Annotated in this window: 23 protein-coding genes; 10 read left to right on the top strand and 13 right to left on the bottom strand. The window is 65.0% G+C overall.

Annotated elements, in window-relative coordinates; translation table 11 throughout:
• Positions 1-9 precede the first annotated feature (9 nt).
• The 3 genes from ACQ7JA_RS07800 to ilvD all read left to right on the top strand — a co-directional run bounded on the left by ACQ7JA_RS07800 (position 10) and on the right by ilvD (position 4,024).
• Positions 10-1,290, top strand: a complete 1,281-nt coding sequence (locus ACQ7JA_RS07800) for a dihydroorotase (RefSeq protein ID WP_430896825.1) — start codon at positions 10-12, stop codon at positions 1,288-1,290.
• A 40-nt stretch (positions 1,291-1,330) separates the two neighbouring features.
• Positions 1,331-2,068 (top strand): lysophospholipid acyltransferase family protein, encoded by a 738-nt coding sequence (locus ACQ7JA_RS07795; RefSeq protein WP_430896823.1) that lies wholly within the window; start codon positions 1,331-1,333, stop codon positions 2,066-2,068.
• 93 nt (positions 2,069-2,161) lie between these two features.
• Positions 2,162-4,024 (top strand): dihydroxy-acid dehydratase, encoded by a 1,863-nt coding sequence (gene ilvD, locus ACQ7JA_RS07790; protein ID WP_430896289.1) that lies wholly within the window; start codon positions 2,162-2,164, stop codon positions 4,022-4,024.
• A gap of 104 nt (positions 4,025-4,128) precedes the next feature.
• Here the strand turns inward: ilvD and ACQ7JA_RS07785 are convergent, their stop codons facing one another.
• The gene (locus tag ACQ7JA_RS07785) at positions 4,129-4,986 is read right to left on the bottom strand and encodes a symmetrical bis(5'-nucleosyl)-tetraphosphatase (RefSeq protein ID WP_430896286.1); all 858 of its coding nucleotides are present in this window, start codon (positions 4,984-4,986) and stop codon (positions 4,129-4,131) included.
• A 225-nt stretch (positions 4,987-5,211) separates the two neighbouring features.
• On the opposite strand from ACQ7JA_RS07785, the gene ACQ7JA_RS07780 reads away from it, so the two are divergent.
• From ACQ7JA_RS07780 to ACQ7JA_RS07755, 6 genes are all read left to right on the top strand, one after another.
• The gene (locus ACQ7JA_RS07780; protein ID WP_430896284.1) at positions 5,212-6,306 is read left to right on the top strand and encodes a glycosyltransferase family 4 protein; all 1,095 of its coding nucleotides are present in this window, start codon (positions 5,212-5,214) and stop codon (positions 6,304-6,306) included.
• An 86-nt stretch (positions 6,307-6,392) separates the two neighbouring features.
• The gene (locus ACQ7JA_RS07775) at positions 6,393-6,710 is read left to right on the top strand and encodes an H-NS family nucleoid-associated regulatory protein (protein WP_430896281.1); all 318 of its coding nucleotides are present in this window, start codon (positions 6,393-6,395) and stop codon (positions 6,708-6,710) included.
• A gap of 209 nt (positions 6,711-6,919) precedes the next feature.
• A complete protein-coding gene (locus tag ACQ7JA_RS07770) occupies positions 6,920-8,302 on the top strand; it encodes a phosphomannomutase/phosphoglucomutase (RefSeq protein WP_430896278.1) in 1,383 nt (460 codons plus the stop codon).
• Positions 8,303-8,312: 10 nt separating this feature from the next.
• Positions 8,313-9,293: a lipopolysaccharide heptosyltransferase I gene (gene waaC / locus ACQ7JA_RS07765; protein WP_430896275.1), complete on the top strand. Its 981-nt coding sequence runs from the start codon at positions 8,313-8,315 to the stop codon at positions 9,291-9,293.
• Entirely contained in the window at positions 9,290-10,558 is a 1,269-nt protein-coding gene (gene waaA, locus ACQ7JA_RS07760) for a lipid IV(A) 3-deoxy-D-manno-octulosonic acid transferase (RefSeq protein ID WP_430896272.1), read from the top strand. Before waaC ends, waaA begins: the two co-directional genes overlap by 4 nt.
• A 50-nt stretch (positions 10,559-10,608) precedes the next feature.
• Entirely contained in the window at positions 10,609-11,154 is a 546-nt protein-coding gene (locus ACQ7JA_RS07755; protein ID WP_430896269.1) for a YcxB family protein, read from the top strand.
• A gap of 134 nt (positions 11,155-11,288) precedes the next feature.
• On the opposite strand, the gene ACQ7JA_RS07750 is transcribed toward ACQ7JA_RS07755, so the two are convergent.
• The 10 genes from ACQ7JA_RS07750 to miaB all read right to left on the bottom strand — a co-directional run bounded on the left by ACQ7JA_RS07750 (position 11,289) and on the right by miaB (position 22,404).
• Positions 11,289-12,191, bottom strand: a complete 903-nt coding sequence (locus ACQ7JA_RS07750; protein WP_430896266.1) for a M48 family metallopeptidase — start codon at positions 12,189-12,191, stop codon at positions 11,289-11,291.
• Between the two features lie 44 nt (positions 12,192-12,235).
• Complete coding sequence (locus tag ACQ7JA_RS07745; RefSeq protein WP_430896264.1) at positions 12,236-12,976, bottom strand: lysophospholipid acyltransferase family protein; 741 nt, start codon at positions 12,974-12,976, stop codon at positions 12,236-12,238.
• Positions 12,977-13,029: 53 nt separating this feature from the next.
• A complete protein-coding gene (gmhB, locus tag ACQ7JA_RS07740) occupies positions 13,030-13,584 on the bottom strand; it encodes a D-glycero-beta-D-manno-heptose 1,7-bisphosphate 7-phosphatase (protein WP_430896261.1) in 555 nt (184 codons plus the stop codon).
• 17 nt (positions 13,585-13,601) lie between these two features.
• Positions 13,602-15,698: a glycine--tRNA ligase subunit beta gene (gene glyS, locus ACQ7JA_RS07735; protein WP_430896259.1), complete on the bottom strand. Its 2,097-nt coding sequence runs from the start codon at positions 15,696-15,698 to the stop codon at positions 13,602-13,604.
• A 14-nt stretch (positions 15,699-15,712) separates the two neighbouring features.
• Entirely contained in the window at positions 15,713-16,627 is a 915-nt protein-coding gene (gene glyQ / locus ACQ7JA_RS07730; RefSeq protein ID WP_430896258.1) for a glycine--tRNA ligase subunit alpha, read from the bottom strand.
• A gap of 196 nt (positions 16,628-16,823) precedes the next feature.
• Complete coding sequence (gene lnt / locus ACQ7JA_RS07725) at positions 16,824-18,386, bottom strand: apolipoprotein N-acyltransferase (protein ID WP_430896257.1); 1,563 nt, start codon at positions 18,384-18,386, stop codon at positions 16,824-16,826.
• Positions 18,386-19,264, bottom strand: a complete 879-nt coding sequence (locus ACQ7JA_RS07720) for an HlyC/CorC family transporter (RefSeq protein WP_430896255.1) — start codon at positions 19,262-19,264, stop codon at positions 18,386-18,388. The genes lnt and ACQ7JA_RS07720 overlap by 1 nt, the downstream gene beginning before the upstream one ends.
• Positions 19,265-19,509: 245 nt before the next feature.
• Positions 19,510-19,977: an rRNA maturation RNase YbeY gene (ybeY, locus tag ACQ7JA_RS07715; RefSeq protein WP_430896253.1), complete on the bottom strand. Its 468-nt coding sequence runs from the start codon at positions 19,975-19,977 to the stop codon at positions 19,510-19,512.
• A complete protein-coding gene (locus ACQ7JA_RS07710) occupies positions 19,958-21,049 on the bottom strand; it encodes a PhoH family protein (RefSeq protein WP_430896252.1) in 1,092 nt (363 codons plus the stop codon). Before ACQ7JA_RS07710 ends, ybeY begins: the two co-directional genes overlap by 20 nt.
• The gene (miaB, locus tag ACQ7JA_RS07705; protein WP_430896250.1) at positions 21,046-22,404 is read right to left on the bottom strand and encodes a tRNA (N6-isopentenyl adenosine(37)-C2)-methylthiotransferase MiaB; all 1,359 of its coding nucleotides are present in this window, start codon (positions 22,402-22,404) and stop codon (positions 21,046-21,048) included. Before miaB ends, ACQ7JA_RS07710 begins: the two co-directional genes overlap by 4 nt.
• A gap of 611 nt (positions 22,405-23,015) precedes the next feature.
• On the opposite strand from miaB, the gene ACQ7JA_RS07700 reads away from it, so the two are divergent.
• On the top strand, positions 23,016-23,429 hold the full coding sequence (locus ACQ7JA_RS07700; RefSeq protein ID WP_430896248.1) for a hypothetical protein: 414 nt from the start codon (positions 23,016-23,018) through the stop codon (positions 23,427-23,429).
• Between the two features lie 172 nt (positions 23,430-23,601).
• Here the strand turns inward: ACQ7JA_RS07700 and ACQ7JA_RS07695 are convergent, their stop codons facing one another.
• Complete coding sequence (locus tag ACQ7JA_RS07695; protein ID WP_430896247.1) at positions 23,602-24,465, bottom strand: HDOD domain-containing protein; 864 nt, start codon at positions 24,463-24,465, stop codon at positions 23,602-23,604.
• The gene (locus ACQ7JA_RS07690) at positions 24,462-24,791 is read right to left on the bottom strand and encodes a hypothetical protein (protein ID WP_430896245.1); all 330 of its coding nucleotides are present in this window, start codon (positions 24,789-24,791) and stop codon (positions 24,462-24,464) included. The genes ACQ7JA_RS07695 and ACQ7JA_RS07690 overlap by 4 nt, the downstream gene beginning before the upstream one ends.
• Positions 24,792-24,946: the final 155 nt, after the last annotated feature.

The raw sequence follows: 24,946 nt of genomic DNA, 5'->3' as shown, positions 1-24,946 counted from the left end.
CTCGCACGGATGAAACTACATATCAAGAACGGGCGTGTGATCGACCCGGCGAACAACATCGATACTGTCCAGGACCTGTACATCGCCGACGGCGTCATCGCCGCCCTCGGCAACGCGCCCGCCGGCTTCGCTGCGGACCAGACCCTGGATGCGAGCGGCCTCGTGGTCGCTCCCGGCCTGGTCGACCTCTCGGCGCGCCTGCGCGAGCCGGGCTACGAATACAAGGCGACGCTGGAATCGGAAATGCAGGCGGCGGTGCAGGGCGGCGTGACCACCCTGGTGTGCCCGCCCGACACCGACCCGGTGCTCGACGAGCCGGGCCTGGTGGAAATGCTCAAGCACCGCGCGCGCATCCTGGACCAGGCCAATGTGCACCCGCTGGGTGCGCTCACCATGGGCCTCAAGGGCCAGGCCCTGACCGAGATGGCCGAGCTGACCGAAGCCGGCTGCATCGGCTTCTCGCAGGCCGAGGAACCGATCCTCGACACCACCGTGCTGCTGCGCGCCATGCAGTACGCGAAAACCTTCGGCTACACGGTCTGGCTGCGTCCCCAGGACGCCCACATCGGCCGCGGCGGCGTCGCCCACAGCGGCCCGCTGGCCTCGCGCCTGGGCCTGTCCGGCGTGCCGGTGATGGCCGAGACCATCGCCCTGCACACCATTTTCGAGCTGATGCGCGCCAGCGGCGCGCGCGTGCACCTGTGCCGCATTTCTTCCGCCGCCGGCCTGGCGCTGATTGCCAGCGCCAAGAAGGAAGGCCTGCCGGTCACCTGCGACGTCGGCGCCCACCACCTGCACCTGACGGACGCCGACATCGGCTTCTTCGACTCCAACGCCCGCTTCAACCCGCCGCTGCGCAGCCAGCGCGACCGCGACGCGATCAGGGCAAGCCTGGGCGACGGCACCATCGACGCCATCTGTTCCGACCACACCCCGGTGGACGACGACGAGAAGCTGCTGCCCTTCGCCGAAGCCTCGCCGGGCGCGACCGGCCTGGAGCTGCTGCTCTCGCTGGTGCTGAAGTGGACCGAGGACGAGCATGGCAGTGACGCCCTGCCGCGTGCGCTCGCCAAGGTGACGTCGAGCGCCGCCCGTATCGCCGGGCTGCCGGCCGGTACGCTGGCCGTCGGCGCCGCCGCCGACGTGGTGCTGTTCGACCCGAACGCGCGCTGGAAGGTCGAGCGCCGTGCGCTGGCCAGCCAGGGCAAGCACACGCCCTTCCTCGGCTACGAGCTGGCAGGGCAGGTGCGCGCGACCGTCGTGCGCGGCCGCGTGGCGTTCCAGCGCTGATCCGCAAGGGCGGCCTCCGCGCCGCCCCTTGTCCCGACTCGTGAAGATCCGGCTCGCTCTGCGCCTCGCGCGCGTCATGGTCCACCTGGTGGCGGGCCTGGCGACCTGCGCGCTGGTGTTTCCGCTCGCGTCCCATGGCTTGCGCGAACGGCTGACGCGGCGCTGGTCGCGCAAACTGCTGGGCATCTGCCGCGTCACGGTCGAGCAGGCCGAAGGCGCGCCCGTCCTCGAGCATGCGCTGATCGTCGCCAACCACGTCTCGTGGCTCGACATCTTTGTCATCAACGCCCTCCATCCCTGCCGCTTCGTGGCCAAGGCCGAGATCCGCGCCTGGCCGGTGCTGGGCTGGCTGGCGGCCGGCGCCGGCACCGTCTTCATCGCGCGCGGCAACCGGCGCGAGCTGCGCCACATCTTCAAGGGCCTGGTCACGGTGCTGGAAGAGGGCCAGCGCGTCGCCTTCTTCCCGGAAGGGACGACCTCGAGCCAGGGCGAGGTGCTGCCCTTCCACGCCAACCTGTTCGAAGCCGCCATCGATGCGAAGGTGGCGGTGCAGCCCTATGCGCTGGCCTACCTGGACCTTGGTGGCCGCTATCACCCCTCGGTCGATTACGTCGGCGACACGAACTTCGTCGACAGCATGTTCGCCATCCTCGAAGGCCCGCCGGTGCGTGCGCGCCTGCAGGCCCTGCCGCCGATCGACGCCATCGGCGCCCATCGCCGCGAACTGGCCGAACAGGCGCATACTGCGGTGGCCCAGGCCCTCCGCTCTGATTCGTAAAAAGAATCACAGAGCAATAAATCATATATTGGACAAATCACCGCCGGCTTGGCACGCTGGTGCTTTGCTACGCCCGTATTCCAGGAGACCGCTATGCCGACTTACCGTTCCCGTACCACCACCCAGGGCCGCAACATGGCCGGCGCCCGTGCCCTGTGGCGCGCCACCGGCATGAAGGACGGCGACTTCGAGAAACCGATCGTCGCCGTCGTGAATTCCTTCACCCAGTTCGTGCCCGGCCACGTGCACCTGAAGGACCTGGGCCAGCTAGTCGCGCGCGAAATCGAGGCCAGCGGCGGCGTGGCCAAGGAATTCAACACCATTGCCGTCGACGACGGCATCGCCATGGGCCACGGCGGCATGCTGTACTCGCTGCCCTCGCGCGACCTGATCGCGGACTCGGTCGAGTACATGGTCAACGCCCACTGCGCGGACGCCATGGTCTGCATCTCGAACTGCGACAAGATCACCCCCGGCATGCTGATGGCCGCGATGCGCCTGAACATCCCGGTGGTCTTCGTCTCGGGCGGTCCGATGGAGGCGGGCAAGGTGGTCAAGGTGGTCGACAACACCCGCAAGGTGATCAAGCTCGACCTGATCGACGCCATGATCAAGGCCGGCGACAGCAGCGTGTCGGACGCCGACGTGGCGGAAGTGGAACGCTCGGCCTGTCCGACCTGCGGCTCCTGCTCGGGCATGTTCACGGCGAACTCGATGAACTGCCTGACCGAGGCGCTCGGCCTGTCGCTGCCGGGGAACGGGACGATCGTCGCCACCCATGCCGACCGCAAGGAGCTCTTCCTGCGCGCCGGCCGCCTGATCGTCGAGCTGGCCAAGCGCCATTACGAAGGCGACGACTACTCCGTGCTGCCGCGTTCGATCGCCACGAAGGCGGCGTTCGAGAACGCCATGGCGCTGGACGTGTCGATGGGCGGCTCGACCAACACCGTGCTGCACCTGCTGGCGGCCGCCCACGAGGCGCAGGTGGAATTCACCATGGCCGACATCGACCGCATCTCGCGCAAGGTGCCTTGCCTCTGTAAAGTCGCGCCGATGACGGACAAGTACCACATCGAGGACGTGCACCGCGCCGGCGGCATCGTCTCGATCCTGGGCGAACTGGCGCGCGCCGGCCTGCTGGATACCTCGCTGCCGACCGTGCACAGCCCGACCATGGGGGAAGCGATCGAGAAGTACGACATCAAGCGCAGCGATGACCAGGCAGTGCACCAGCTGTTCCGTGCGGCCCCGGGCGGCGTGCCGACCCAGGTGGCGTTTTCCCAATCCGAGCGCTACGACGAGAACGACCTGGACCGCGCCACGGGCTGCATCCGCGACCGCGAGCACGCCTATTCGCAGGACGGCGGCCTGGCGGTCCTGTACGGGAACATCGCCGAGAAGGGCTGCATCGTGAAGACGGCCGGGGTGGACGAGAGCATCCTGACCTTCTCCGGCAAGGCGCGCGTGTTCGAGAGCCAGGACGCGGCGGTGGAGGCGATCCTGGGCGATACCGTGCACGCGGGCGACGTCGTCATCATCCGCTACGAAGGGCCGAAGGGCGGGCCGGGCATGCAGGAGATGCTGTATCCGACCTCGTACATCAAGTCCAAGGGTCTTGGCAAAGCCTGCGCGCTGTTCACGGACGGGCGCTTCTCGGGCGGCTCATCCGGCCTGGTGATCGGCCATGCCTCGCCGGAAGCGGCCGAGGGCGGCGCGATCGGCCTGGTGGAAGAGGGCGACACGATCGACATCGACATCCCGGCGCGCACGATCAACCTGCGCGTGAGCTTCGAGGAGCTGGCGCATCGCCGCGCGAAGATGGAAGAGCGTGGCGTTGACGCGTGGCAGCCGGTGGGACGCGAGCGCTATGTCTCGCAGGCCCTGCAGGCCTATGCGGCCCTGACGACGTCGGCCGACCGCGGCGCAGTGCGCGATCTCAGCCAGCTGCACCGCTAACCGTAGGGTGGGCAAGTTTCTTGCCCACGCGTTCAACCAGCGGTAGAGCAGCCGAGCGGGCAGCATTCATGTGATTTGAACGCGTGGGCGGAGGACCGCCCACCCTACTTTTTACCGGCGTGTTCCTGATACTCCGGACAATCCACCTGAAGCAGCGAGCGGTCGTCCAGGCATACCGCCGTCAGCTTCCCGCCCCACACACAGCCGCTGTCCAGCCCCACCAGGTTCGGCCGCAGGATCAGGCCCAGCGCCGACCAGTGCCCGAACACGACGGTGACGTCCTGGGTACGCCGCTGCGGCAGGTCGAACCACGGCACCAGTCCCGAGCCTACCGGCCCCCGCTCGCTTTCCTTGTGCAGGAAATCCATGCGCCCATCCGGCGTGCACAGGCGCATGCGGGTCAGCGCATTGACGATGCAGCGCAGCCGCGCCATGCCGGTGAGATCGTCGCTCCACTGGTCCGGCTCGTTGCCGTACATCGCCCCGAGAAAATCGATCCAGCCCTCTCCACGCAGCACGGTCTCGACCTCGTGCGCCAGCGCCATCGTCTGCGCCGCGTCCCACTGCGCCGCCACGCCCGCATGCACCAGCAGGTGCGCATCGACGAACATCGCGAGCGGGCGATGGCGCAGCCACCCGATCAATTCGTCGCGGTCGGGCGCGGCGAGGATCTCGTCGAGGGTATCGCTGCGGCTGGTGCGCTGGGCGCCGACGGCGACCGCGATCAGGTGCAGGTCGTGGTTGCCGAGCAGGGCCTCGACGCGGCCGGGATTGTCGTCGGTGAGCGCCTTCATGCGGCGCAGCGCGGTGAGTGAATCGGGGCCGCGGTTGATCAGGTCACCGACGAAGAGAATGCGTGATTGGGTTTGTCCGTGGCGGCGCGCATCGTCGTGAATGCAGTCGATCAGGAGTCGCGCTTCGTGGGCACAGCCCTGCAGGTCGCCGATGGCGTAGGTTCTCATGTTCTTCTTATCTGGTGTGGCAAGCATGGTTGGATACTAAATGATTTTGCGGCCAGGCGCAGGGGGCATTTGATCCAATCGAAGCCTGCTTCACACGATCGATTTTGTCGCCGGAGCCCCTCATCTATTCCGGTACAATGAACTCATATCGATCCATAAGAGTGCCGCGGGTTTTCCGCAGGGCCGCGCGGAAACGGCCTGCCTAATTGCACCGAAAGAATAATAATGTTCTCCTTTTTCGTCAGTTTCGTATCCTGTGCGCTGCTGACACTGCTAGTGATTAAGTATGCGAAGCGCAATGGTACGGCGCTGGACAACAATTATGGCGGCGTACAGAAGTTCCATTCCCATTCGGTCGCGCGTATCGGCGGCGTGCCGATCTATCTCGCGGTCCTGATCACCGGCGCCATTTCGTCAATGCGCGAAGCGCACTATGGCGGATGGATCGCGCCTTTGCTCGGATGCGGATGTATTGCGATGGCGGGCGGTATCGTCGAAGACTATACCGGCCGCGTATCGCCGGCGCGCCGGCTCTTCCTCACCATGGTCGCCGCGCTCATCGCGTATTACCTGCTCGATGCGAAAGTCGCGCGTCTCGATTTTCCCGGCGGTGTGCTGCCGCTGAATCTCGTGTGGATCGTGCTGCCGCTGACCGTGCTTGCGGTGGCGGGCATTGCGAACGCGGTGAACATCATCGACGGCTTCAACGGACTGGCGAGCGTGGTCAGCATTTGCATGCTGCTGTCGCTGGCCTACGTGGCGCTGCAGGTGGGCGATACCTTCGTGCTGGTGACGGCGATGGTGGTGGCCGGCGCGACGGCCGGGTTCCTGATCTGGAATTATCCGGTGGGCCTGATTTTCCTCGGCGATGGCGGCGCCTACTTCATCGGTTTCATGCTCGGCGAACTCGCGCTGCTGCTCGTGATGCGCAATCCCGAAGTCTCGACGTGGTATGCCGCGCTGCTGCTGATTTATCCCGCTTTCGAAACGATATTCTCCGCTTACCGCCGCATGTTCGTGCGCGGTAAATCACCTGCGCTGCCGGACGGAATTCATCTGCATAGCTTGATATTCCGGCGTATCGTGCAATGGACGGTCGGCCCGCGCGAAGCACGCGCTTTGATGAAACGGAACGCACGCACCTCGCCTTATTTATGGCTGTTTTCGCTGATGGCGGTGATTCCCGCGACGGTGTTCTGGAAAAACACCAGTGTGCTGATCTTCTTCAGTTTGTTGTTTATAATCAGTTACCTGTGGTTATATGCGCGTATTGTTCGATTTAAGTCGCCCCGCTGGCTCTTTTGGAACAGGAAAGACTAGAATTCGGATATTAATGTTAGTATATTGCGACAATTGGTGATTTTCTCACCTTGGCTGTTTCAACCTTAACTATCGAGGGAACGAAGATGGATCTGTCCAATATGTCCGTAGGTGATTTGCGCAACCTGCAGGAACAAATCAAGCAGGAGATGAAGAAGCGCGAAGTCCAGGAAGTGCAAAAAGCGCGCGAACAAATCCTGGCGATCGCACAGAGCGTTGGCGTGCCCCTCAAGGACCTGCTGGCCACCGGTGGCCGCAGCAGCTCGTCCAAGGGCAATACGGTTGCGGTGCGTTATCGCCACCCGGACAATGCTTCGCAGCAGTGGACCGGCCGCGGCCGCCAGCCGAAGTGGGTCAAGGAATGGGTCGAAGGCGGCAAGTCGCTCGACAAGCTGCGCGTCTGATTCCGTCTCCAGCCGCACCCGCGTTCGGGCGCTTGCCAAGCGCCTGAACCGCCCCGCACGCGGTCCCGTCCAATTCCCATGGGACGCCGCTTGCCGCTACAATAGCGATCATTTTGTCATTCCTCTAAGTTGTTATTCTCATAATTTGCGCAGACGCCTTGTCGTCCGGGCCGTCGTGCCTGTTCGCGCCCCAGCTTTCCAAGGAAACCATGGTTGCTCTCTCCAAAACGATCTTCAAGGCCTATGACATCCGCGGCGTCATCGACAAGACGCTCGACGAGGGCATTGCCCGCCACATCGGCCGCGCATTCGGCGCCGCCGCCCTGGCGAAGGGAGAGAAGAAAGTCGTGATCGGCCGCGACGGCCGCCTGTCGGGTCCCGGCCTCACTGCCGCCCTGGGCGAAGGCCTGCGCGACGCGGGCGTCGACGTCATCGACCTGGGCATGGTCGCCACCCCGATGGTTTATTTCGCCACCAATGTGCTGGACACCCGCTCGGGCATCATGGTCACCGTCAGCCACAATCCGCCGGACTACAACGGCTTCAAAATGGTGATGGCGGGCGAGGCGATCTATGGCGACGCGATCACCGCCCTGCACGACAGCATCGCCGCCTACGACGGCAAGGTCGCCGACAAACGCGGCGAATACGGCACCCACGATATCCGCGCCGCCTACCTCGAGCGCATCGTTGGCGACGTCAAGATCGCCCGCCCGATCAAGATCGCGGTCGACTGCGGCAACGGCGTGGCCGGCGCCTTCGCCCCCGCTTTGTTCCGCGGCATGGGCTGCGAGGTGGTCGAGCTGTTCTGCGAAGTCGACGGCCACTTCCCGAACCACCACCCGGACCCGGCCCACCCGGAAAACCTGCAGGACCTCATCAAGGCGCTGCAGGACACCGACGCCGAGATCGGCCTCGCTTTTGATGGCGACGGCGACCGCCTCGGCATCGTCACCAAGGATGGCCAGATCATCTTCCCGGACCGCCAGATGATGCTGTTCGCCAGCGACGTCCTGTCGCGCAACCCGGGCGCCGAGATCCTCTACGACGTCAAGTGCACCCGCCACCTCGCACCCTGGATCGAGAAGGCCGGCGGCCGTCCGCTGATGTGGAAGACCGGCCACTCGCTGGTGAAAGCCAAGCTGAAGGAAACCGGTTCGCCGCTGGGCGGCGAGATGAGCGGCCACATCTTCTTCAAGGACCGCTGGTACGGCTTCGACGACGGCCTGTACGCCGGCGCGCGCATGCTCGAGATCCTGACGAAAGAAGCCGATCCGTCGAAGCTGCTGAACAGCCTGCCGATCGCGTCGAGCACTCCGGAACTGCACCTGCACCTGAAGGAGGGCGAGAACTTCGCCCTGATCGACAGCCTGCGCGCCAATGCGACCTTCCCCACCTCCGAAAAGATCAACCCGATCGACGGCCTGCGCGTGGAATACCCGGACGGTTTCGGCCTGGCGCGTTCCTCGAACACGACCCCGGTCGTGGTGCTGCGCTTCGAAGGCGAGAATCCGGAGGCGCTGGCGCGCATCCAGGGCGAATTCAAGCAGGTGATCCTGGCCGCCAAGCCGGACGCCGAACTGCCATTCTGAGGACGCGCATTTGAAGATCCTGCTGGTGCGCGTGTCGTCGCTGGGCGACGTGCTGCACAACCTGCCGATGGTGGCCGACATCCTGCGCCACCATCCGGGCGCCACCATCGACTGGGTGGTGGAAGAGGGCTATACGAGCCTGGTGCGCCTGAACCCGCACGTACGGAAGATCATCCCCTGGGCCCTGCGCCGCTGGCGCAAGAGCCTCGGCAAGGCGGAAACGCGGGCCGAGATCAAGGCCTTCTTCAAGACCCTGCGCGAGGAAGAATACGACGTCGTGTTCGACACCCAGGGCCTGCTCAAGACCGGCATCATCATGGGCGCGGCGCGCACCCGCAAGGGCGGGCGCAAGGTGGGCCTGGCCAACGGCAGCGAAGGCTCGGGCTACGAGGGCATTTCGCGCATCTTCCACACCAACAGCATTCCCCTGAGCCCGCGCACCCACGCGGTGGCGCGCGGCCGGCTGGTGGCCGGCGTGGCGCTGGGCTATGCGGTCGACCAGCCGCCCGACTTCGGGCTGCCGGCGCCGCAGGCGTCGACGCGGCCATCCTTCCTGCCGCCTGAGGACTATGCCGTGTTCTTCCACGGCACCGCGCGCGATGCCAAGAAGTGGTCGCGCGAGAACTGGATCGCGCTCGGCCAGGCGCTGGCGCCGATGCCGGTGCTGCTGCCCTGGGGCTCGCCGCAGGAGCAGGGCGAGGCGGAATCGCTGGCGGCCCAGTTGCCGAACGCACGCGTGCTGCCCAGACTGTCGATGATGGATGCGGTGTCCGTGGCCCAGCATGCGCGCCTGGCGGTCGGCGTCGACACGGGCCTGACCCACATCGCCGCCGCCTTTGTCCGCCCCACCGTCGAGATCTATGCCGATTCGCCGAAGTGGAAGACCGAGGGCAACTGGTCGGATCGGATCGTTAACCTCGGCGACATGAAAAGCCCGCCCTCGGCCGAGGAGGTCATCGCCGCGGCGCGCAGCCTCCTGGGGCGCGCGTGAGCCGTCTGCTGTATTCGCTGGCTTGGTACCTGGCCCTGCCGCTGGTGCTGGCCAGGCTGTGGTGGCGCGGGCGCAAGGAGCCCGGCTACCGCGCCCACTGGGCCGAACGCCTCGGCTTTCCGGACGCTGTAGCGTCGAACCGCCTGACCCTGTGGGTGCACGCGGTCTCGGTCGGCGAAACCCGCGCGGCCGAGCCGCTGGTCGAAGCGCTGCTGAAGGAATACCCCGACAGCCGCATCCTGCTCACCCACATGACCCCGACCGGCCGCGCCACCGGCAAGTCGCTGTTCGGCCACCATGGCGAGCGCGTGGTCCAGTCCTACCTGCCTTACGACACCGGCTTGATGGTCGGACGCTTCTTGAAGCGCTTCCGGCCGCGCGTGTGCATCCTGATGGAGACCGAGGTCTGGCCCAACCTGATCGCCGGCTGCGCGCGCGCAAATGTGCCGGTGGCGCTGGTGAATGCGCGCCTGTCGGAGCGCTCGCTGCGCCGTGGGCGGAAGATGGGCGCCCTGATGCTGGATGCGGCGTCCGCGATCCCGCTGGTGGCCGCTCAGACCGGGCTTGATGCCGAACGCATCCGCTCGCTCGGCGCGCCGAAGGTGGCGGTCACGGGCAGCATCAAGTTCGACGTGGTGCCGCCGGCTGCCGCGCTCGAGAAGGGCGCCTGGCTGCGCGCCCAGGCGGCCGGTCGCCCCACTTTTCTTTGCGCCAGCACGCGCGAGGGCGAGGAAGCCTTGATCCTCGATGCCTGGCAGCGCGTGGACGCCAAGCCGCAAGGCGCGCTGCTCGTCATCGTGCCGCGCCATCCGCAGCGTTTCGACGAAGTGGAAAAGCTGGTCACGTCGCGCGGCCTGACGCTGCAACGCCGCTCGCGCCTGGAGTCCGGCCTGGGCAAGGTCGACGTGCTGCTGGGCGACTCGATGGGCGAGATGTTCGCCTACTACGCCGCCTGCGACTGCGCCTTCATCGGCGGCAGCCTGATGCCGCTGGGCGGCCAGAACCTGATCGAAGCCTGCGCCCTCGGCAAACCGGTGCTGGTGGGCGAGCATACCTTCAACTTCGCCGACGCGACCGAGGAAGCGGTGGGCGATGGCGCCGCGCTGCGCGTGCCCGATGCCGACGCGCTCATGGCCGCTGCCGTGCGCCTGCTGGACGACGACGCGGCGCGCAGCAGCATGGGTGCTCATGCGCTGGCCTTCGCCGGCCGTCACCGCGGCGCGACCCTGCGCACTGTTGAACTCCTGCGACAGCTGATTCGCTGAGATTTGCTACCATTCTCTCTTGGAGCTCGGATAAATACAGGGGATGCGCAATGTTGTCGTTTAATCACCCGAGACCGGTCAACAGCAACAAGCCCGTCGCCGTGCTGGTGCAACAGCAGGACGACGACAAGGTGCTGCACGTGCCGGTCGGGACTGCCCCGGCGGAACCGCCGCTCGCGGCCGCCGCACCGGTTCCCCTGTCCGAACTGCACTTCTTCGTGCGCTACACCCTGGGCGAATACATCAGCTTCATGTGGCAGCACGGCGGCTACCTGATCCGCCGCCGCCGCATCCGCTTCCCGGCCAGCCTCTACCTTCGCCTCAAGAGCACCCTCGGCGCGGCCACGCACTTCGTCCTGCTCGGCCGCGGCCGCCGCACCTACGAATTCACCATCGACCAGCATGGCATCGTGCGCACCAGCGGCGGCGTGACCCTGATCGGCTGGGAAGACGTGACCGCCGTGCGCAGCTACACGCGCGGCTTCATGATGATCCTGAAGCGCGGCACCCTGCCGATCCCGTATCGCGCCCTGTCGGATGCCCAGATGGGCGCAATGAAGCAGCTTGCCGCCGCCAGAAGAGACGCATTGTTGTAGGGTGGGCCTGGGCGGCCCCGCGGTCCTCCGCCCACGCGTTCAACCAGCCCGGGATTAATCCGGGAGCGACGATTCGTCCGTGAGTTGAACGCGTGGGCGGGACCCGCCCACCCTACGGATCATGGCAATTCGTATTAATCGGGGAATAAGACCGGCATCTCGTGCGAGCGCGTGCGCAGCGCCAGGCGCGCACCGTCGTAATCCGGATACACCTCACCCACCGCCGCCCAGAACGCCGGGCTGTGGTTCATCTCGCGCAGGTGCGCCAGCTCGTGGGCCACGACGTAGTCCACCAGCGCGGGCGGATAGTGCACCAGGCGCCAGTTCAGGCGGATATTCCCTTCCACCGTGCAGGAACCCCAGCGCGTTCCCGCCGAGGACAGCGCGAAAGCCTGGTAGCTCACGCCCAACAGCGGCGCATAGTGGTCAAGACGCTCCTTGAACAGCTTCCTGGCCTCGGCCTGGAACCACAGCTTGACGCGCTCCTTGAGCTGCCATTCCGACAGGCCCGGCACCACGCCGATCCACAGTTCGCCATTGGGCGCATCGAACTGGCAGTGGCTGCGCGATGCTTCTTCCAGGCGCAGGGTGATCTCGCCGCCCAGGTAGGGCAGGCGGGCGCCGTCCTTCCATTCGATTGGCGGACGTTCGAGTCGCTGGGCGCGGCGCTCGCCGCGTTCGAGCAGCTTGCCGAGGATCCAGCGCTGCTTGGCGCGGATCGCGTTGTCGATGTCCGCTTGGGCGCAGCGGCGCGGAGCGGTCACGCGCAGGCCGTCGTCGTCGATCATGAAGCCGATCGAGCGGCGCGAGGAGCGGCGCAGGGCGTAATCGACGGTATAGGCGCCGAGCAGGATGCGCTTGAGAGGCGGATCGCCTTCGGCGACTGGCGGAGAAGGGAGGAGGTTGCGAGGCGCCGGAGGCGGCGCCTTGAAGAGGGGCTGCGACGGCGCCGCCGGCTTATCCGAGGGCTTGAGCGCCGCGAAGAAGTCCTGTGCGAACAGTTCCAGCTGATGCCCGTCGATCCTGGAAGAAGTCATATCGTGCTGCGGTCTTGAATTCCTGATCTGGGCGCTGACGTCGCTCAGCCACCTCTGTAAGCGTGGGGCGAAATGACGCGCATTTCCGATTCTATCCAATTTTCGACCTCTTGCATCATGCTGTCGGGAGTGTGACCTGCTGGCGAAATCGGCTTGCCGATCGAGACCGTCACCAGGCCGGGGCGCTTGATGAAGGAATTCTTCGGCCAGCATTCGCCTGAATTATGCGCGATCGGCACGACCACGCTTTGGGTTTCGACAGCCAGGCGCGTGCCGCCGCTCTTGTACTTGCCCTTCTGGCCGACGGGGATGCGGGTCCCTTCCGGGAACATGATGATCCACTGGCCATCGGCCAGGCGGCGCTTGCCGTGGCGGACCACGTGCGAGAACGCGTTCTTGCCCTGCTTGCGGTCGATCGGAATCATGCGCAAGAGGCCCATCGCCCAACCGAAGAAGGGGATGTAGAGGATCTCCTTCTTGAAGACGAAGACCAGCGGGCGGGTGAGGTTCGGCAGCAGGAAGATGGTCTCCCAGGCCGACTGGTGCTTCGACAGGACGATGGCCGGCGCGTCCGGCAGGTTCTCATAGCCCTTGAACTCGTAGCGGATCCCGCAGATGACCTTCGCACACCAGATCATGAAGACGTTCCAGCGCGAGGTCACCCAGAAGCGCTTGTTGTAGGGCAGGGGCGCGGCCAGGAAGCAGACGCAGGCCCAGACCACGGTGGCGACGATCATGATGACCGTGAAGAGCAGGGAACGCAGGAACAGACTGAGGGTGTGCAAAGGGGCTCCGGACGAATTTCTGGTTTGGACGCAGGTAGCTTGTTATGTCTTGCTTATTCGGGCCGCTGTGTCGCGGCCTTCAGGAAGGACTGTACCATCGAAGCGAGGTCGGGGAAAACCTGGGTGCCGGGCGGCAGGCCACCGGTCTGTTGCGTTTTTTCCCCTTTGCCGGTCAGGACCAGGTAGGGCACGCAGCCCATCTTGAACCCGGCCTGCAGGTCGCGCAGCGAGTCGCCGACCGTCGGTACGCCCTTCAGGCTCACCTTGAAGCGCTTGCTGATCTCCTCGAACATGCCGGCCTTGGGCTTGCGGCAGTCGCAGTTGTCGATCGCCGCGTGCGGGCAGAAGAAGATGGCGTCGATGTCGGCGCCCACCAGCTGGGCGCTGGCGTGCAGTTTCTGGTGGATCGCGTTCAGGGTCGTCATGTCGAACAGTTCGCGCGCGATGCCCGACTGGTTCGAGGCGATGACGACCCGGTAGCCCGCCTGGTTCAGGCGGGCGATCGCTTCCAGCGAGCCGGGGATGGGAATCCACTCCGCCGGCGACTTGATGAAGTCCGGCGAATCGTGGTTGATGACCCCATCCCGGTCGAGGATGATGAGTTTCATGGCACTACCTTTACAACTTAGGCTGCGAGTTTCGAGATGTCGGCGACGCGGTTCATCATGCGGTGCAGTTTCGACAGCAGCGCCAGGCGGTTGTTGCGCAGGGCGATATCGTCGGCCATCACCATCACGTCGTTGAAGAAGGCGTCGACTTCATCCTTCATCAGCGCCAGAGTCTTCAGGGCGCCGGTGAAATCGCTGCCGGCGAAGGCGCTGTCGACGTCACCTTCGAGCTGCTGCATGCGGGCAGCCAGCGCCTTCTCGGCCGCTTCGACCAGCAGCTCCTGCCTGATCGAGGCATCCGCCGGCATCGCATCCTCGTTCTTCTTGAGGATGTTGGTGATGCGCTTGTTGGCGGCGGCGAGCGAGCTCGATTCCGGCAGGGCGGCAAAGGCCTGCACCGCTTCCAGGCGCTGGACGACGTCGTCGACGCGGTCCGGATTCTGGGCCAGCACGGCCTCGACTTCGTTCGGCGAGAAACCGCGCTCGCGCAGCATGCCGCGCAGGCGGTCCAGCATGAAGTCCTTCACTTCGCCGGTCGGATCCTTGAATGCGGCCTGGCCTGCGAAGACAGCCACGGCATCGCCCAGCAGTTCCGAGAGGGACAGCGGCAGGCGCTTCTCGACCAGCATGCGCATCACGCCCAGGGCGTGGCGGCGCAGCGCGAACGGATCCTTCTCGCCGGTCGGCTGCAGGCCGATGGCCCAGATGCCGACCAGGGTTTCCAGCTTGTCGGCCAGCGCGACGGCCAGGCCGGTATTCGTCGACGGCAGGGCGTCGCCGGCGAAACGCGGCTGGTAGTGCTCGGAGGCGGCCTTGGCCACTTCCTCGTGCTCGCCGTCGTGGCGGGCGTAATAGGTGCCCATGATGCCCTGCAGCTCGGGGAACTCGCCCACCATGTCGGTCAGCAGGTCGGCCTTCGAGAGGCGCGCGCCGCGCTCGGCGAGCGCCACGTCGAAGACGAGGCGCGTGGCGATGCTGGTGGCCAGCTTCGTCACGCGCTCGCTGCGCTCGGCCTGGGTGCCCAGCTTGTTGTGGTAGACGACGTTCGAGAGCTGCGGCAGGCGCGATTCCAGGGTCTTCTTCTTGTCCTGCTCGAAGAAGAACTTGGCGTCCGACAGGCGCGGGCGCACCACGCGCTCGTTGCCGCCGACGATGGCGGTCGGATCATCGGTCGCGATGTTCGACACGATCAGGAAGCGCGAACGCAGCTTGCCCGCGCTATCCGTCAGCGCGAAGTACTTCTGGTTCGTCTGCATGGTCAGGATCAGGCATTCCTGCGGCACCGAGAGGAATTCGTCCTCGAAGCGGCACTCGTAGACGACCGGCCATTCGACCAGCGCGGCCACTTCATCGAGCAGGGACTCGGGCATCAGGACCTGGTCGCCGCCGGCTTTGGCGAGCAGCTGGGTGCGGATGCTTTCCTTGCGCGCTTCGGCGGAGGACAGCACCTTGCCTTCGGATTCCAGCACGGCGGCGTAGTTGTCCGCGTGCGGCACGGTGATCTCGCCGCCGTGCGACAGGAAGCGGTGGCCCATGGTCTGGCGGCCGGCCGCGAGACCCAGCAAGGTGAGCGGCAGCACCTGCTCGCCGTGCAGGGCGATCAGGAGATGCACCGGGCGCACGAACTGCACCGTGGCGCCATCCGGGCGCTGGTAGCTCATGACCTTCGGGATCGGCAGCTTGGCGACCGTCTCGGCCAGCACGTCCTGCAGGGCGCCGGCCAGCGCGCTGCCGCTCGCGGTGTAGGTGTAGAAGAAGGATTCGGCCTTGCCGTCCTGGGCGCGTTCGAGGTCGCTGATTTGCAGGTCGGGGAAGCCGAGGGCCGCCAGCTTCTTGGCCAGCGGCGCCGACGGGTTGCCTTCCTTGTCCAGCGCGACCGACACCGGCAGGACCTTTTCGCGGATGGTCTTGTCGGGCGAGGTGCCGCGCACATTGGTGATGGTGACGGCCAGGCGGCGCGGGGTGGCGTGGGCGGTGGCGACGCTGTCGCCTTCCAAAAAGTCGCGCGCCTTCAGGCCATTGGCGATGCCGTTCGCGAAAGCGGCGCCCAGCTTGACGAGGGCTTTCGGCGGCAGTTCTTCGGTCTGGATTTCGACGAGGAGAGTCTGGTTCATATTCTGTTCTTTGTTCAAGCTGCTGCCTTGTCGGCGCCAGGAAGCATCGGGAAGCCAAGCTTCTCGCGCGAGTCGTAATAGGCCTGCGCCACGAGGCGCGACAGGGTGCGCACGCGGCCGATGTAGGCAGCGCGCTCGGTCACGGAGATGGCGCCGCGCGCGTCCAGCATGTTGAAGCTGTGCGAGGCCTTCATGATCTGCTCGTAGGCGGGCAAGGTCAGCTGCAGCTCGACCAGGCGCTTGGCTTCCGCCTCGTGGTTCGAGAAGGCCTGGAACAGCAGTTCGGTATTGGCGTGCTCGAAGTTGTAGGTCGACTGCTCGACCTCGTTCTGGTGGAACACGTCGCCATACGACAGCGTCTTCCTGACACCGTTTTCTTCCCACTCGGTCCAGACCAGGTCGTAGACGTTCTCGACGCCCTGCAGGTACATGGCCAGGCGCTCGATGCCGTAGGTGATCTCGCCCAGCACCGGCTTGCAATCGAGGCCGCCGACCTGCTGGAAGTAGGTGAACTGGGTGACTTCCATGCCGTTGAGCCAGACTTCCCAGCCCAGGCCCCAGGCGCCCAGGGTCGGGCTTTCCCAGTCGTCTTCCACGAAGCGCACGTCGTTCTTCTTCAGGTCCAGGCCCAGGGCTTCCAGCGAACCGAGGTAGAGGTCGAGGATGTTCTCGGGCGCGGGCTTGAGGACCACCTGGTACTGGTAGTAGTGCTGCAGGCGGTTCGGGTTCTCGCCGTAGCGGCCATCCTTCGGGCGGCGCGAAGGCTGCACATAGGCGGCGCGCCACGGTTCCGGGCCGATCGCACGCAGGAAGGTGCCGGTGTGGAAGGTACCCGCGCCGACTTCCATGTCGTAGGGCTGCAGCAGGGCGCAACCCTGCTTGTCCCAGTAGTTCTGCAGGGTGAGGATGATTTGTTGGAATGTGAGCATGTCGTGGGCGCCGCGGGGTTTGTGCCGCGGTCGCGGTAAATTTGCCAAATGACCAATTCTACTGAATTTTGGCGGGGGGCTGGGGAGCGATTCGACTCATCAGTATGAATTTGTAGGGTGGGCGGTCCTCCGCCCACGCGTTCAACTCACGGATGCACTGTGGCGACGCGTCCGATGGTTGAACGCATTGCCCACCCTACGAAACCCGGTGACGGTACTGGCGGCCGGCGAACCAGGCGCAGAGCAGCATCAGACCGCCGAGCAGCAGGAAGGCATGGTTACCGAAGCGGACATAGGGAGTAAAGCCCTCTGTGCCACGCACGGTCGCCTCGAGCACGCCGCGTCCATAGAAAGGCAGGGCGTGGGTGATCTTGCCTCGTCCGTCGATCACGGCCGTCGCGCCGTTGTTCGTCGAGCGCAGCATCGGGCGGCCGGTTTCGATGGCGCGCATCTGCGAGATCTGCAGGTGCTGCGGAATCGCCACCGATTCGCCATACCAGGCCAGGTTCGACACGTTCAGCAGCAGGGTCGCGGGACGCGGCGCATTGCGCAGCTGGGCCGCGATCTCCTCGCCGAAGGCATCCTCGTAGCAGATATTCGGCAGCACCAGCTGGTCCTTCACGGGGAAGGGCGCCTGCAGCGGCTGGCCGCGGGTCTGGTCGCCGAGCGGGATGCTCATCAGGTCGGTGAACCAGCGGAAGCCCGGCGGGATGAATTCGCCGAAGGGCACGAGGTGGAATTTGTCGTAGCGGTAGGGCGCCGTGTCCGGGCCAAGGGCGATCACGCTGTTGGCGTAGCGGGTCTCGCTGTCGCGCATCGGGATGCCGATCATCAGGTGGCTGCGGGTCTCGGCGGCGAAGCGCTGCAGGCCGGCCAGGTACTCGGGCGGCAGCTGCTGCGGCGTGACGGGAATCGCCGTCTCCGGCGTGGCGATCAGGTCGGCCGGGCTTGCCGTGATCAGGCCCTGATAACGGCCAATGATCTCGACCAGGTAGGCCATGTCGAATTTCTGGTCCTGGCGCACGTCGCCCTGCAGCAGGCGCACCGTGACGGGCTGGCCGACTTCCTGGGTCCAGTCGATGAACTTGAGCGTGAAGCCGCCCATCATCACGGCCGCGAACAGACTGAGGGCCGGCCAGCGCGCGCGCTGGGTCAGCATCACGATGCAGCCCGAGCACAGGGCCGCCAGCACGCCGACGCCGTAGACGCCGAGGATGGGCGCGTAGCCGCCGAGCGGCGACACATTGTGCGCATAGCCCGAGGCGGCCCAGGGGAAGCCGGTGAAGACCCAGCCGCGCATCCATTCCGACACGCCCCACGCCGCGGGCAGCACCAGCAGCACGAAGGCGGCGACCGGCAGCGACCACTTGCGGCGCAGCCAGCTGGCGACGCCGCCGGCGAAGGCGCCGAACAGGCCCATATAGAGGCCGAGCAGGGCGATCGCGATCGCGCCCAGGATGGCCGGCAGGCCGCCGAAGCGGGTGACGGCGATGTAGAGCCAGTGCATGCCGGCCACCGACCAGCCGAAGCCGAAGGCCCAGCCGAGCCAGACGCCGCGCTTCGCTTGCGTCCCCATGCCGACCTGGTAGAAGAAATAAGCCAGCGCGAGGAACTGCACCGGCCACCAGCCGAAGGGCTCGAAGGACAGAAGCGAGGCGGCGCCCGCGAGCGCCATCATCACCAGACTCTTCGGGGAAGGCCTGGTGCTGTTGGCTGCTGGGTCAGGAGCGGTCTTGGCTTCGGTACGGCGGCGCAGCATCAGTCGTGGTCGGACTCGAGCTCGGGCAGCTTCTCGACCAGCAGCACGTGGATCTGGCGGGCATCGGCGCGCAGCACCTCGAAGCGCAGGTTCTCGAGGTCGAAGACCTCGCCCTTGTGCGGCATGCGGCCGAGGTGGCTGGCCACCAGGCCGCCGATGGTGTCGGCATCGTCTTCGGGCAGGTCGACGCCGACTTCTTCGTTGAACTGCTCGATTTCGGTGAGCGCCTTGACGCGCCAGCGCGGGCCCAGCTGGCCTTCCTTGATCGACAGGACGTTGTCTTCTTCCTCGTCGAAGTCGTACTCGTCCTCGATGTCGCCGACGATCTGCTCGAGCACGTCCTCGATGGTGATCAGGCCGGCCACGCCGCTGTACTCGTCGACGACGATGGCCATGTGGTTGTGGTTGGCGCGGAAGTCGCGCAGCAGCACGTTCAGGCGCTTCGACTCCGGGATGAAGATCGCCGGGCGCAGCATCTTGCGCACGTCGAAGGATTCCTCGGCGTAGTAGCGCAGCAGGTCCTTCGCCAGCAGGATGCCGACCACCTTGTCGCGCTCGCCCTCGATGGCGGGGAAACGGGAGTGTTGCGTCTCCAGCACGATCGGCAGCCAGTCCTCGATGGGCTTGGAGATGTCGATCACGTCCATTTGCGAGCGCGGCACCATGATGTCGCGCACGGACAGGTCGGAGACCTGGAACACGCCCTCGATCATCGAGAGTGCGTCGGCGTCGATCAGGTTGCGTTCGTGGGCTTCGTGCAGGACTTCGAGAAGTTCCGCGCGGTTTTCAGGCTCAGGGGAAATCAGTGCGGTCAGCCGTTCGAACAGCGACCGGTGGGGTTTGGCGTCCGATCGGACGTCACTGGGATACTCGGGCATAGTTGGCGTGAAGCCGTTGTTGCGATGGGTATAGGATACACGAAAAGGGCAGATGCCCCAATTTTGCATGCAGTTACTATCGGGAATAGGGTTGCAGGGTGGACGGGGGCGCCTAGCCGGCTCCGCCGTCCGCGCGCTCAACGAGATGGTGCCTTGACGCGAATCTCATCGGAGGCACGGTTTGAACGCGCGGACGTTCGTCATTCCGGGCATTGCCCGGAATGACCCCGTCCACCCTACGGAAACTATTCCGAATACGGATCCGGATAGCCCAGCACTTCCATGATGTCGCGCTCGAACTGCTCCATTTCCTCGGCCTCTTCGTCGTGCTCGTGGTCGTAGCCCTGGGCGTGCAGCACGCCGTGCACCACCAGGTGGGCCGCGTGCTCCTCGACGGTCTTCTTCTGCTCCTCGGCCTCGCGCATCAGGACGTCGGTGCACAGGATGATGTCGGCCTGGGTCGGGTCGTCGTCACCGAGTTCCTCGCCCTCGTTGTAGGCGAAGGTCAGCACGTTGGTGGCGTAGTCCTTGCCGCGGTACTGGCGGTTCAGGGCCTGGCCTTCCTCGGCATCGACGAAGCGGATCGCCAGTTCGGCCGGGCCCAGCAGGGCGGCTTCCACCCAGCGCTGCAGCATGGCTTCCGTGATCTCCTGTTCCAGGCGGGTGTCGGCGTACTGGACGTCGAGATCGAGCTTATGTTTTTTTTCTTGCATTTTTAACGGGTGTGGGTTTGGGTAGGGCGGCCAGTTCCTCGACCGAGGAATGGGTTTCGTAGGCATCGATGATGCGCGCCACCAGCGGATGGCGCACCACGTCGACGCTGGAGAACTGGGTGAAGCCGATGCCGCGCACGTTCTTCAGCACGTGCATGGCGTCGACCAGGCCCGAACGCTGGGTCTTGTGCAGGTCGACCTGGGTCACGTCGCCGGTGATCACGGCCTTGCTGCCGAAGCCGATGCGGGTCAGGAACATCTTCATCTGCTCGACCGTCGTGTTCTGGGCTTCGTCCAGGATCACGAAAGCGTGGTTCAAGGTGCGGCCGCGCATATAGGCCAGCGGCGCGATCTCGATCACCTGCTTCTCGAACAGCTTCTGGGTGCGGTCGAAACCCAGCAGGTCGTACAGCGCGTCGTACAGCGGGCGCAGGTAGGGGTCGACCTTCTGGTTCAGGTCACCGGGCAGGAAGCCGAGGCGCTCGCCCGCTTCCACGGCCGGGCGGGTCAGGATGATGCGCTTGACGGCGTCGCGCTCCAGCGCGTCCACTGCGCAGGCCACGGCCAGGTAGGTCTTGCCGGTGCCGGCCGGGCCGATGCCGAAGCTGATGTCGTGCTCGAGCGCGGACTTCAGGTACTGGATCTGGTGTACGGTGCGGCCGCGCAGGTCGGTGCGGCGGGTCTTGAGGGTGGGGCTGACCAGCTCGGACGCTTCCCCTTCCTCGCTGTCCTCGGCGGCGTCCTTCACTTCCTTCGCGGCAAGGGCGTCAAGCGCTTCCTCGCCAGGTGCGCGCGGCTTCAGGCCGGAGCGCTGCTCCACCAGGGCCAGCTGCACTTCCTCGATCGGCACGACCTTGTTGGCCACCGCATAGAAACGTTCGAGCAGTTCGACGGCGCGCTTGGCATTGCTGCCGCTGACGATGAACTTCTCGCCGCGCCGGAAGATGGTGACGTCGAGTGCGGCCGAGATCTGGCGCAGGTTCTCGTCCAGTGGACCGCACAGGTGGGCGAGCCGCGTGTTGTCGAGCGGCTCAGGGATGAAGTACGAAGGCTGTTGGGGTGTGTTTTTCAACTGGCTTTTGCAATCGTGTCGAGGTTGGCGACGAGTTCGCCGCGTAGGAAATAATCGTGGCTGGCGGTGATGCGCACGTCGACCAGCTGGCCGACCAGGCTGGCCATCTCGCTGGCGCCAAAGAGCACCACGCGGTTGTTTTCGGTACGGCCCTGCAGCTGCGCCGGATCCTTCTTGGCCGGTCCTTCGACCAGCACGCGCTGCACGCTGCCGACCATCGCAGCACTATATTTGCGCGTATTCGCGTCGATCGAGGCCTGCAGGCGCTGCAGGCGCGCAAGTTTCACCTCGTGCGGGGTGTCGTCCTCGAGGTTGGCGGCCGGGGTGCCGGGGCGCTTGCTGAAGATGAAGCTGAAGCTGTTGTCGAAGCCGACGTCTTCCACCAGCTTCATCATGGCCTCGAAGTCGGCATCGGTTTCGCCGGGGAAGCCGACGATGAAGTCGGACGAGAACGTCATCGAAGGGCGCACCGCGCGGATGCGGCGGATGATGGACTTGTATTCCAGCGCCGTGTAGCCGCGCTTCATCGCGCCGAGCACGCGGTCGGCGCCGTGCTGCACCGGCAGGTAGATGTGGTTGACCAGCTGCGGGATCTTCGCGTAGGCGTCGATCAGGCGCTGGGTGAATTCCTTCGGGTGGCTGGTGACGTAGCGCAGGCGCTCCACGCCGGGAATGTCGGCGACGTATTCTAGCAGCAGCGCGAAGTCGGCAATGTCGCCGCTCTCCATGGCGCCGCGGTAGGCGTTCACGTTCTGGCCCAGCAGCATGATTTCCTTCACGCCCTGGGCGGCCAGGCCGGCGCACTCGGTCAGCACGTCCTCGAAGGGACGCGAGACTTCCTCGCCACGGGTATAGGGCACCACGCAGTAGCTGCAATACTTGCTGCAGCCTTCCATGATCGAGACATAGGCGACCGGCCCCTCGACCTTGGCGGGAGGCAGGTGGTCGAACTTTTCGATTTCCGGGAAGCTGATGTCGACCTGGGCGGCACCGGTATGGCGGCGCTCGCGGATCATTTGGGGCAGGCGGTGCAGGGTCTGGGGGCCGAACACCACGTCCACGTGCGGCGCGCGCCTGACGATGGCCTGTCCTTCCTGGGACGCCACGCAGCCGCCCACGCCGATCACCAGGTCCGGCTTGTCGCGTTTGAGCGCCTTGAAGCGGCCCAGGTCGGAAAACACTTTCTCTTGCGCCTTTTCGCGCACGGAGCAGGTGTTCAGCAGGATGACGTCGGCGTCTTCGGGCGAATCGGTGCGGACCAGGCCGTCGGTGGAGCCGAGCAGGTCGGCCATCTTGTCCGAGTCGTACTCGTTCATCTGGCAGCCGAAGGTCTTGATGAATACTTTTTTCTGCATGGAAAGCTGTGTTGAAAGGAAGGGCGGACGCCCTGGCAATGCCGGCATCCAGTTTATCGTAAATCACTCCATAGGCCGGAAGTCGGCCCGTGCGCTCCCATTTTCTATGCCTCTGGGAACGATAAGTTTCTTAACCTAAAGTAGTTGTTGTACTGCTCAGATTGTTAAATGTGAGTTCGCTAACCGAACAGCAGGGCAATATCGGTGAGTATGTCGACAGCAAACTCTTTCTTCTTGTAAATCAATAGGTTCCGATCAACTTCTTATTAGGAAAATTTATTGCAGAAATCTCTTGCGTGCGCCACAAATAATCCCCATGTGCTGAAATGCCTATGTGACAAGCTTTCCACACGATAGCTTGATTTCTGACAATGAGTCACATGCGTAGCTCGGGTGTACTGAGGGCGTATGAGCCTGATAATTTGTTTGAAAGACAAGTGCGCATGTGGGAGGAAGTACGCGGGGGCATGCGGTCCGGTACGTTTCTTTAAGGAGATTTTCAGGTTCTACCTGTTTAATGTCCTCGAGGTAGCCGGGAACTTTCGTTGAAGAGTGGCTTTTAACAAAAGTTCGTAAGGGAACTATTTTAACCAACTTAAGAGGTAAACATCATGGCACAACAACATCATGCTTTGTCTTCGCAAGAAAGCTACAACCCCAACCATCTGCTGGACATCCTGCTCGGCAAGATGCAGCTGAAGAACGATGCCGCGCTGTCGCGCATGCTCGAAGTGGCGCCGCCAGTCATCAGCAAGATCCGCCACCACCGCCTGCCGGTCGGCGCCTCGCTGCTGATCCGCATGCACGAAGTGACCGGCATGAGCATCCGTGACCTGCGCGACCTGATGGGCGACCGCCGTACCAAATACCGCCTGTCCGATGCACAAGGCCGCCCGAAGCCAGAAGAGAAGGCAGCCCAGGCAGCCCAGGCCGCAGCGGCAGCCGCCCAGCAGCAACCGCAGCAACAGCAACAGCAATCGACCAACGAGAACCAGTCGTCCTCGTCCGGCAATTATGCTCACTGACGCCGTGGGCATGACGGCCGCGCCTGTCATGCCTTCGGTACCAGCGGGCTGCGGCGCCGCGCCCTGAAGGGCGGTGCCGCAGCGGTATCACATATATAAGACGCACCATGCGTCTTTTTAGGCCAGCCTTGGCCAGCACGTCATCCGGGCCGTTCAGTCGGCCGTTCTTTTTTCAGGCCATCAGGATGGCCGCGATCTCCTCGACCTGCAGCTCCGTCTCGTGGAAGGCCTGCAGCCACGCTTCTTCCGACATGCCCAGGGCCGTCCAGGCCACCGCCGATACGCGCGGCACCAACTCGTCCCGATTGCCTGCCAGATCCAGCGCATGCACGACCGCACTTGCCACATGCACGATGGTCGCGAGAAAACCCGCACCCGGCGCTTCCGGCATGCGGTAGAAGGCGATCGCCTGGCGCATCGTGCCTGAAAACTGCCAGTGCTCGGCCAGCGCCACGCCGGCGTCGACGTGGTCGATGCCCAGCAGGGCGCGCTCCGCTTCCGCCAGTTCGCAGTCGCGCTTGTCGCGCAGCGAGAGCACGGCCTGGTAGCGCTCCGGGAAACGGGTCACCAGCACCAGGCGGCCGATGCCGTGCAGCAGGCCGGCCGTGAAGGCGTAGTCCGGATTGAAGCGCACGCGCCGCGCCAGCACCCGCGCGCAGGCGGCGGTGGCGATCGAGTGGCGCCAGAAAGCACGGTCATTGAAACCGGGGCAGCGTCCCGCCGGAAAGCAGCCGGTCAGGGCGGCAGCCGTGATCAGCTGGCGCATGGTCTGGAAGCCCAGGAAGGTCATGGCCTGCTGGATCGTGGTCGCCTTCACCTGCAGCCCATAGGCCGAGGAATTGGCCAGGCGCAGGGTCTTGGCCATCAGGGCCGGATCGCTCGCGACCTTTTTCGCCAGCACGGCAATGTCGCTGTCTTCCTGCTCGATGCTGCCCAGCAGTTCCATCACGACGTCCGGCAGCGAGGGCAGGTCTTCGACGCCGCCGATCAGTTCCTCGATCGACAGTGCCATGCTCGGGGAAGCCGGGACGTTCATGGCGCCACCTCGCGCTCGAGGCGGTAATCCTCGACGTAGCGGCGTAGCAGGCCGGTGGCCCAGTCGCCGAGGTCTTCGCGGTCGTTGCGGCGGAACAGGTGATCGAGCCGGGCCTGGATCTCGGCCTCGACGGGAGGCGCCAAGGGGACGGCGCGCAGGATGGGTACGGCGCCGACGCCATGCCGCGCGAGCGACTGGATCGCCGTCTCGTTCAGGGTCGCACCCGCCGCCAGCAGGACGTGGCCGTGCTCGTCCATCAGGGCGTCGGCCAGCACCATCCCCGGATAGAGGTGGGCCAGCGGCGTCATTTCATAGGTATCGCTCATGTTTTCCCCGCGTAGTTTCTTGTGCGTAAGTCTGCCGATCTTAACACTCCAGGATGCGCCGCGAAGGCTCTTCTGGATGGATGTGGCGTTCCCGCAAAGTCTCACTCGAAATGTTGTACGATTGCAATCCAACGGCCGCACAGGCCGCGCTGCGC

The organism is Massilia sp. BKSP1R2A-1, from assembly GCF_050586525.1.
GTDB lineage: Bacteria > Pseudomonadota > Gammaproteobacteria > Burkholderiales > Burkholderiaceae_D > Telluria.
This window is presented reverse-complemented; position numbering and strand designations above follow the sequence as displayed.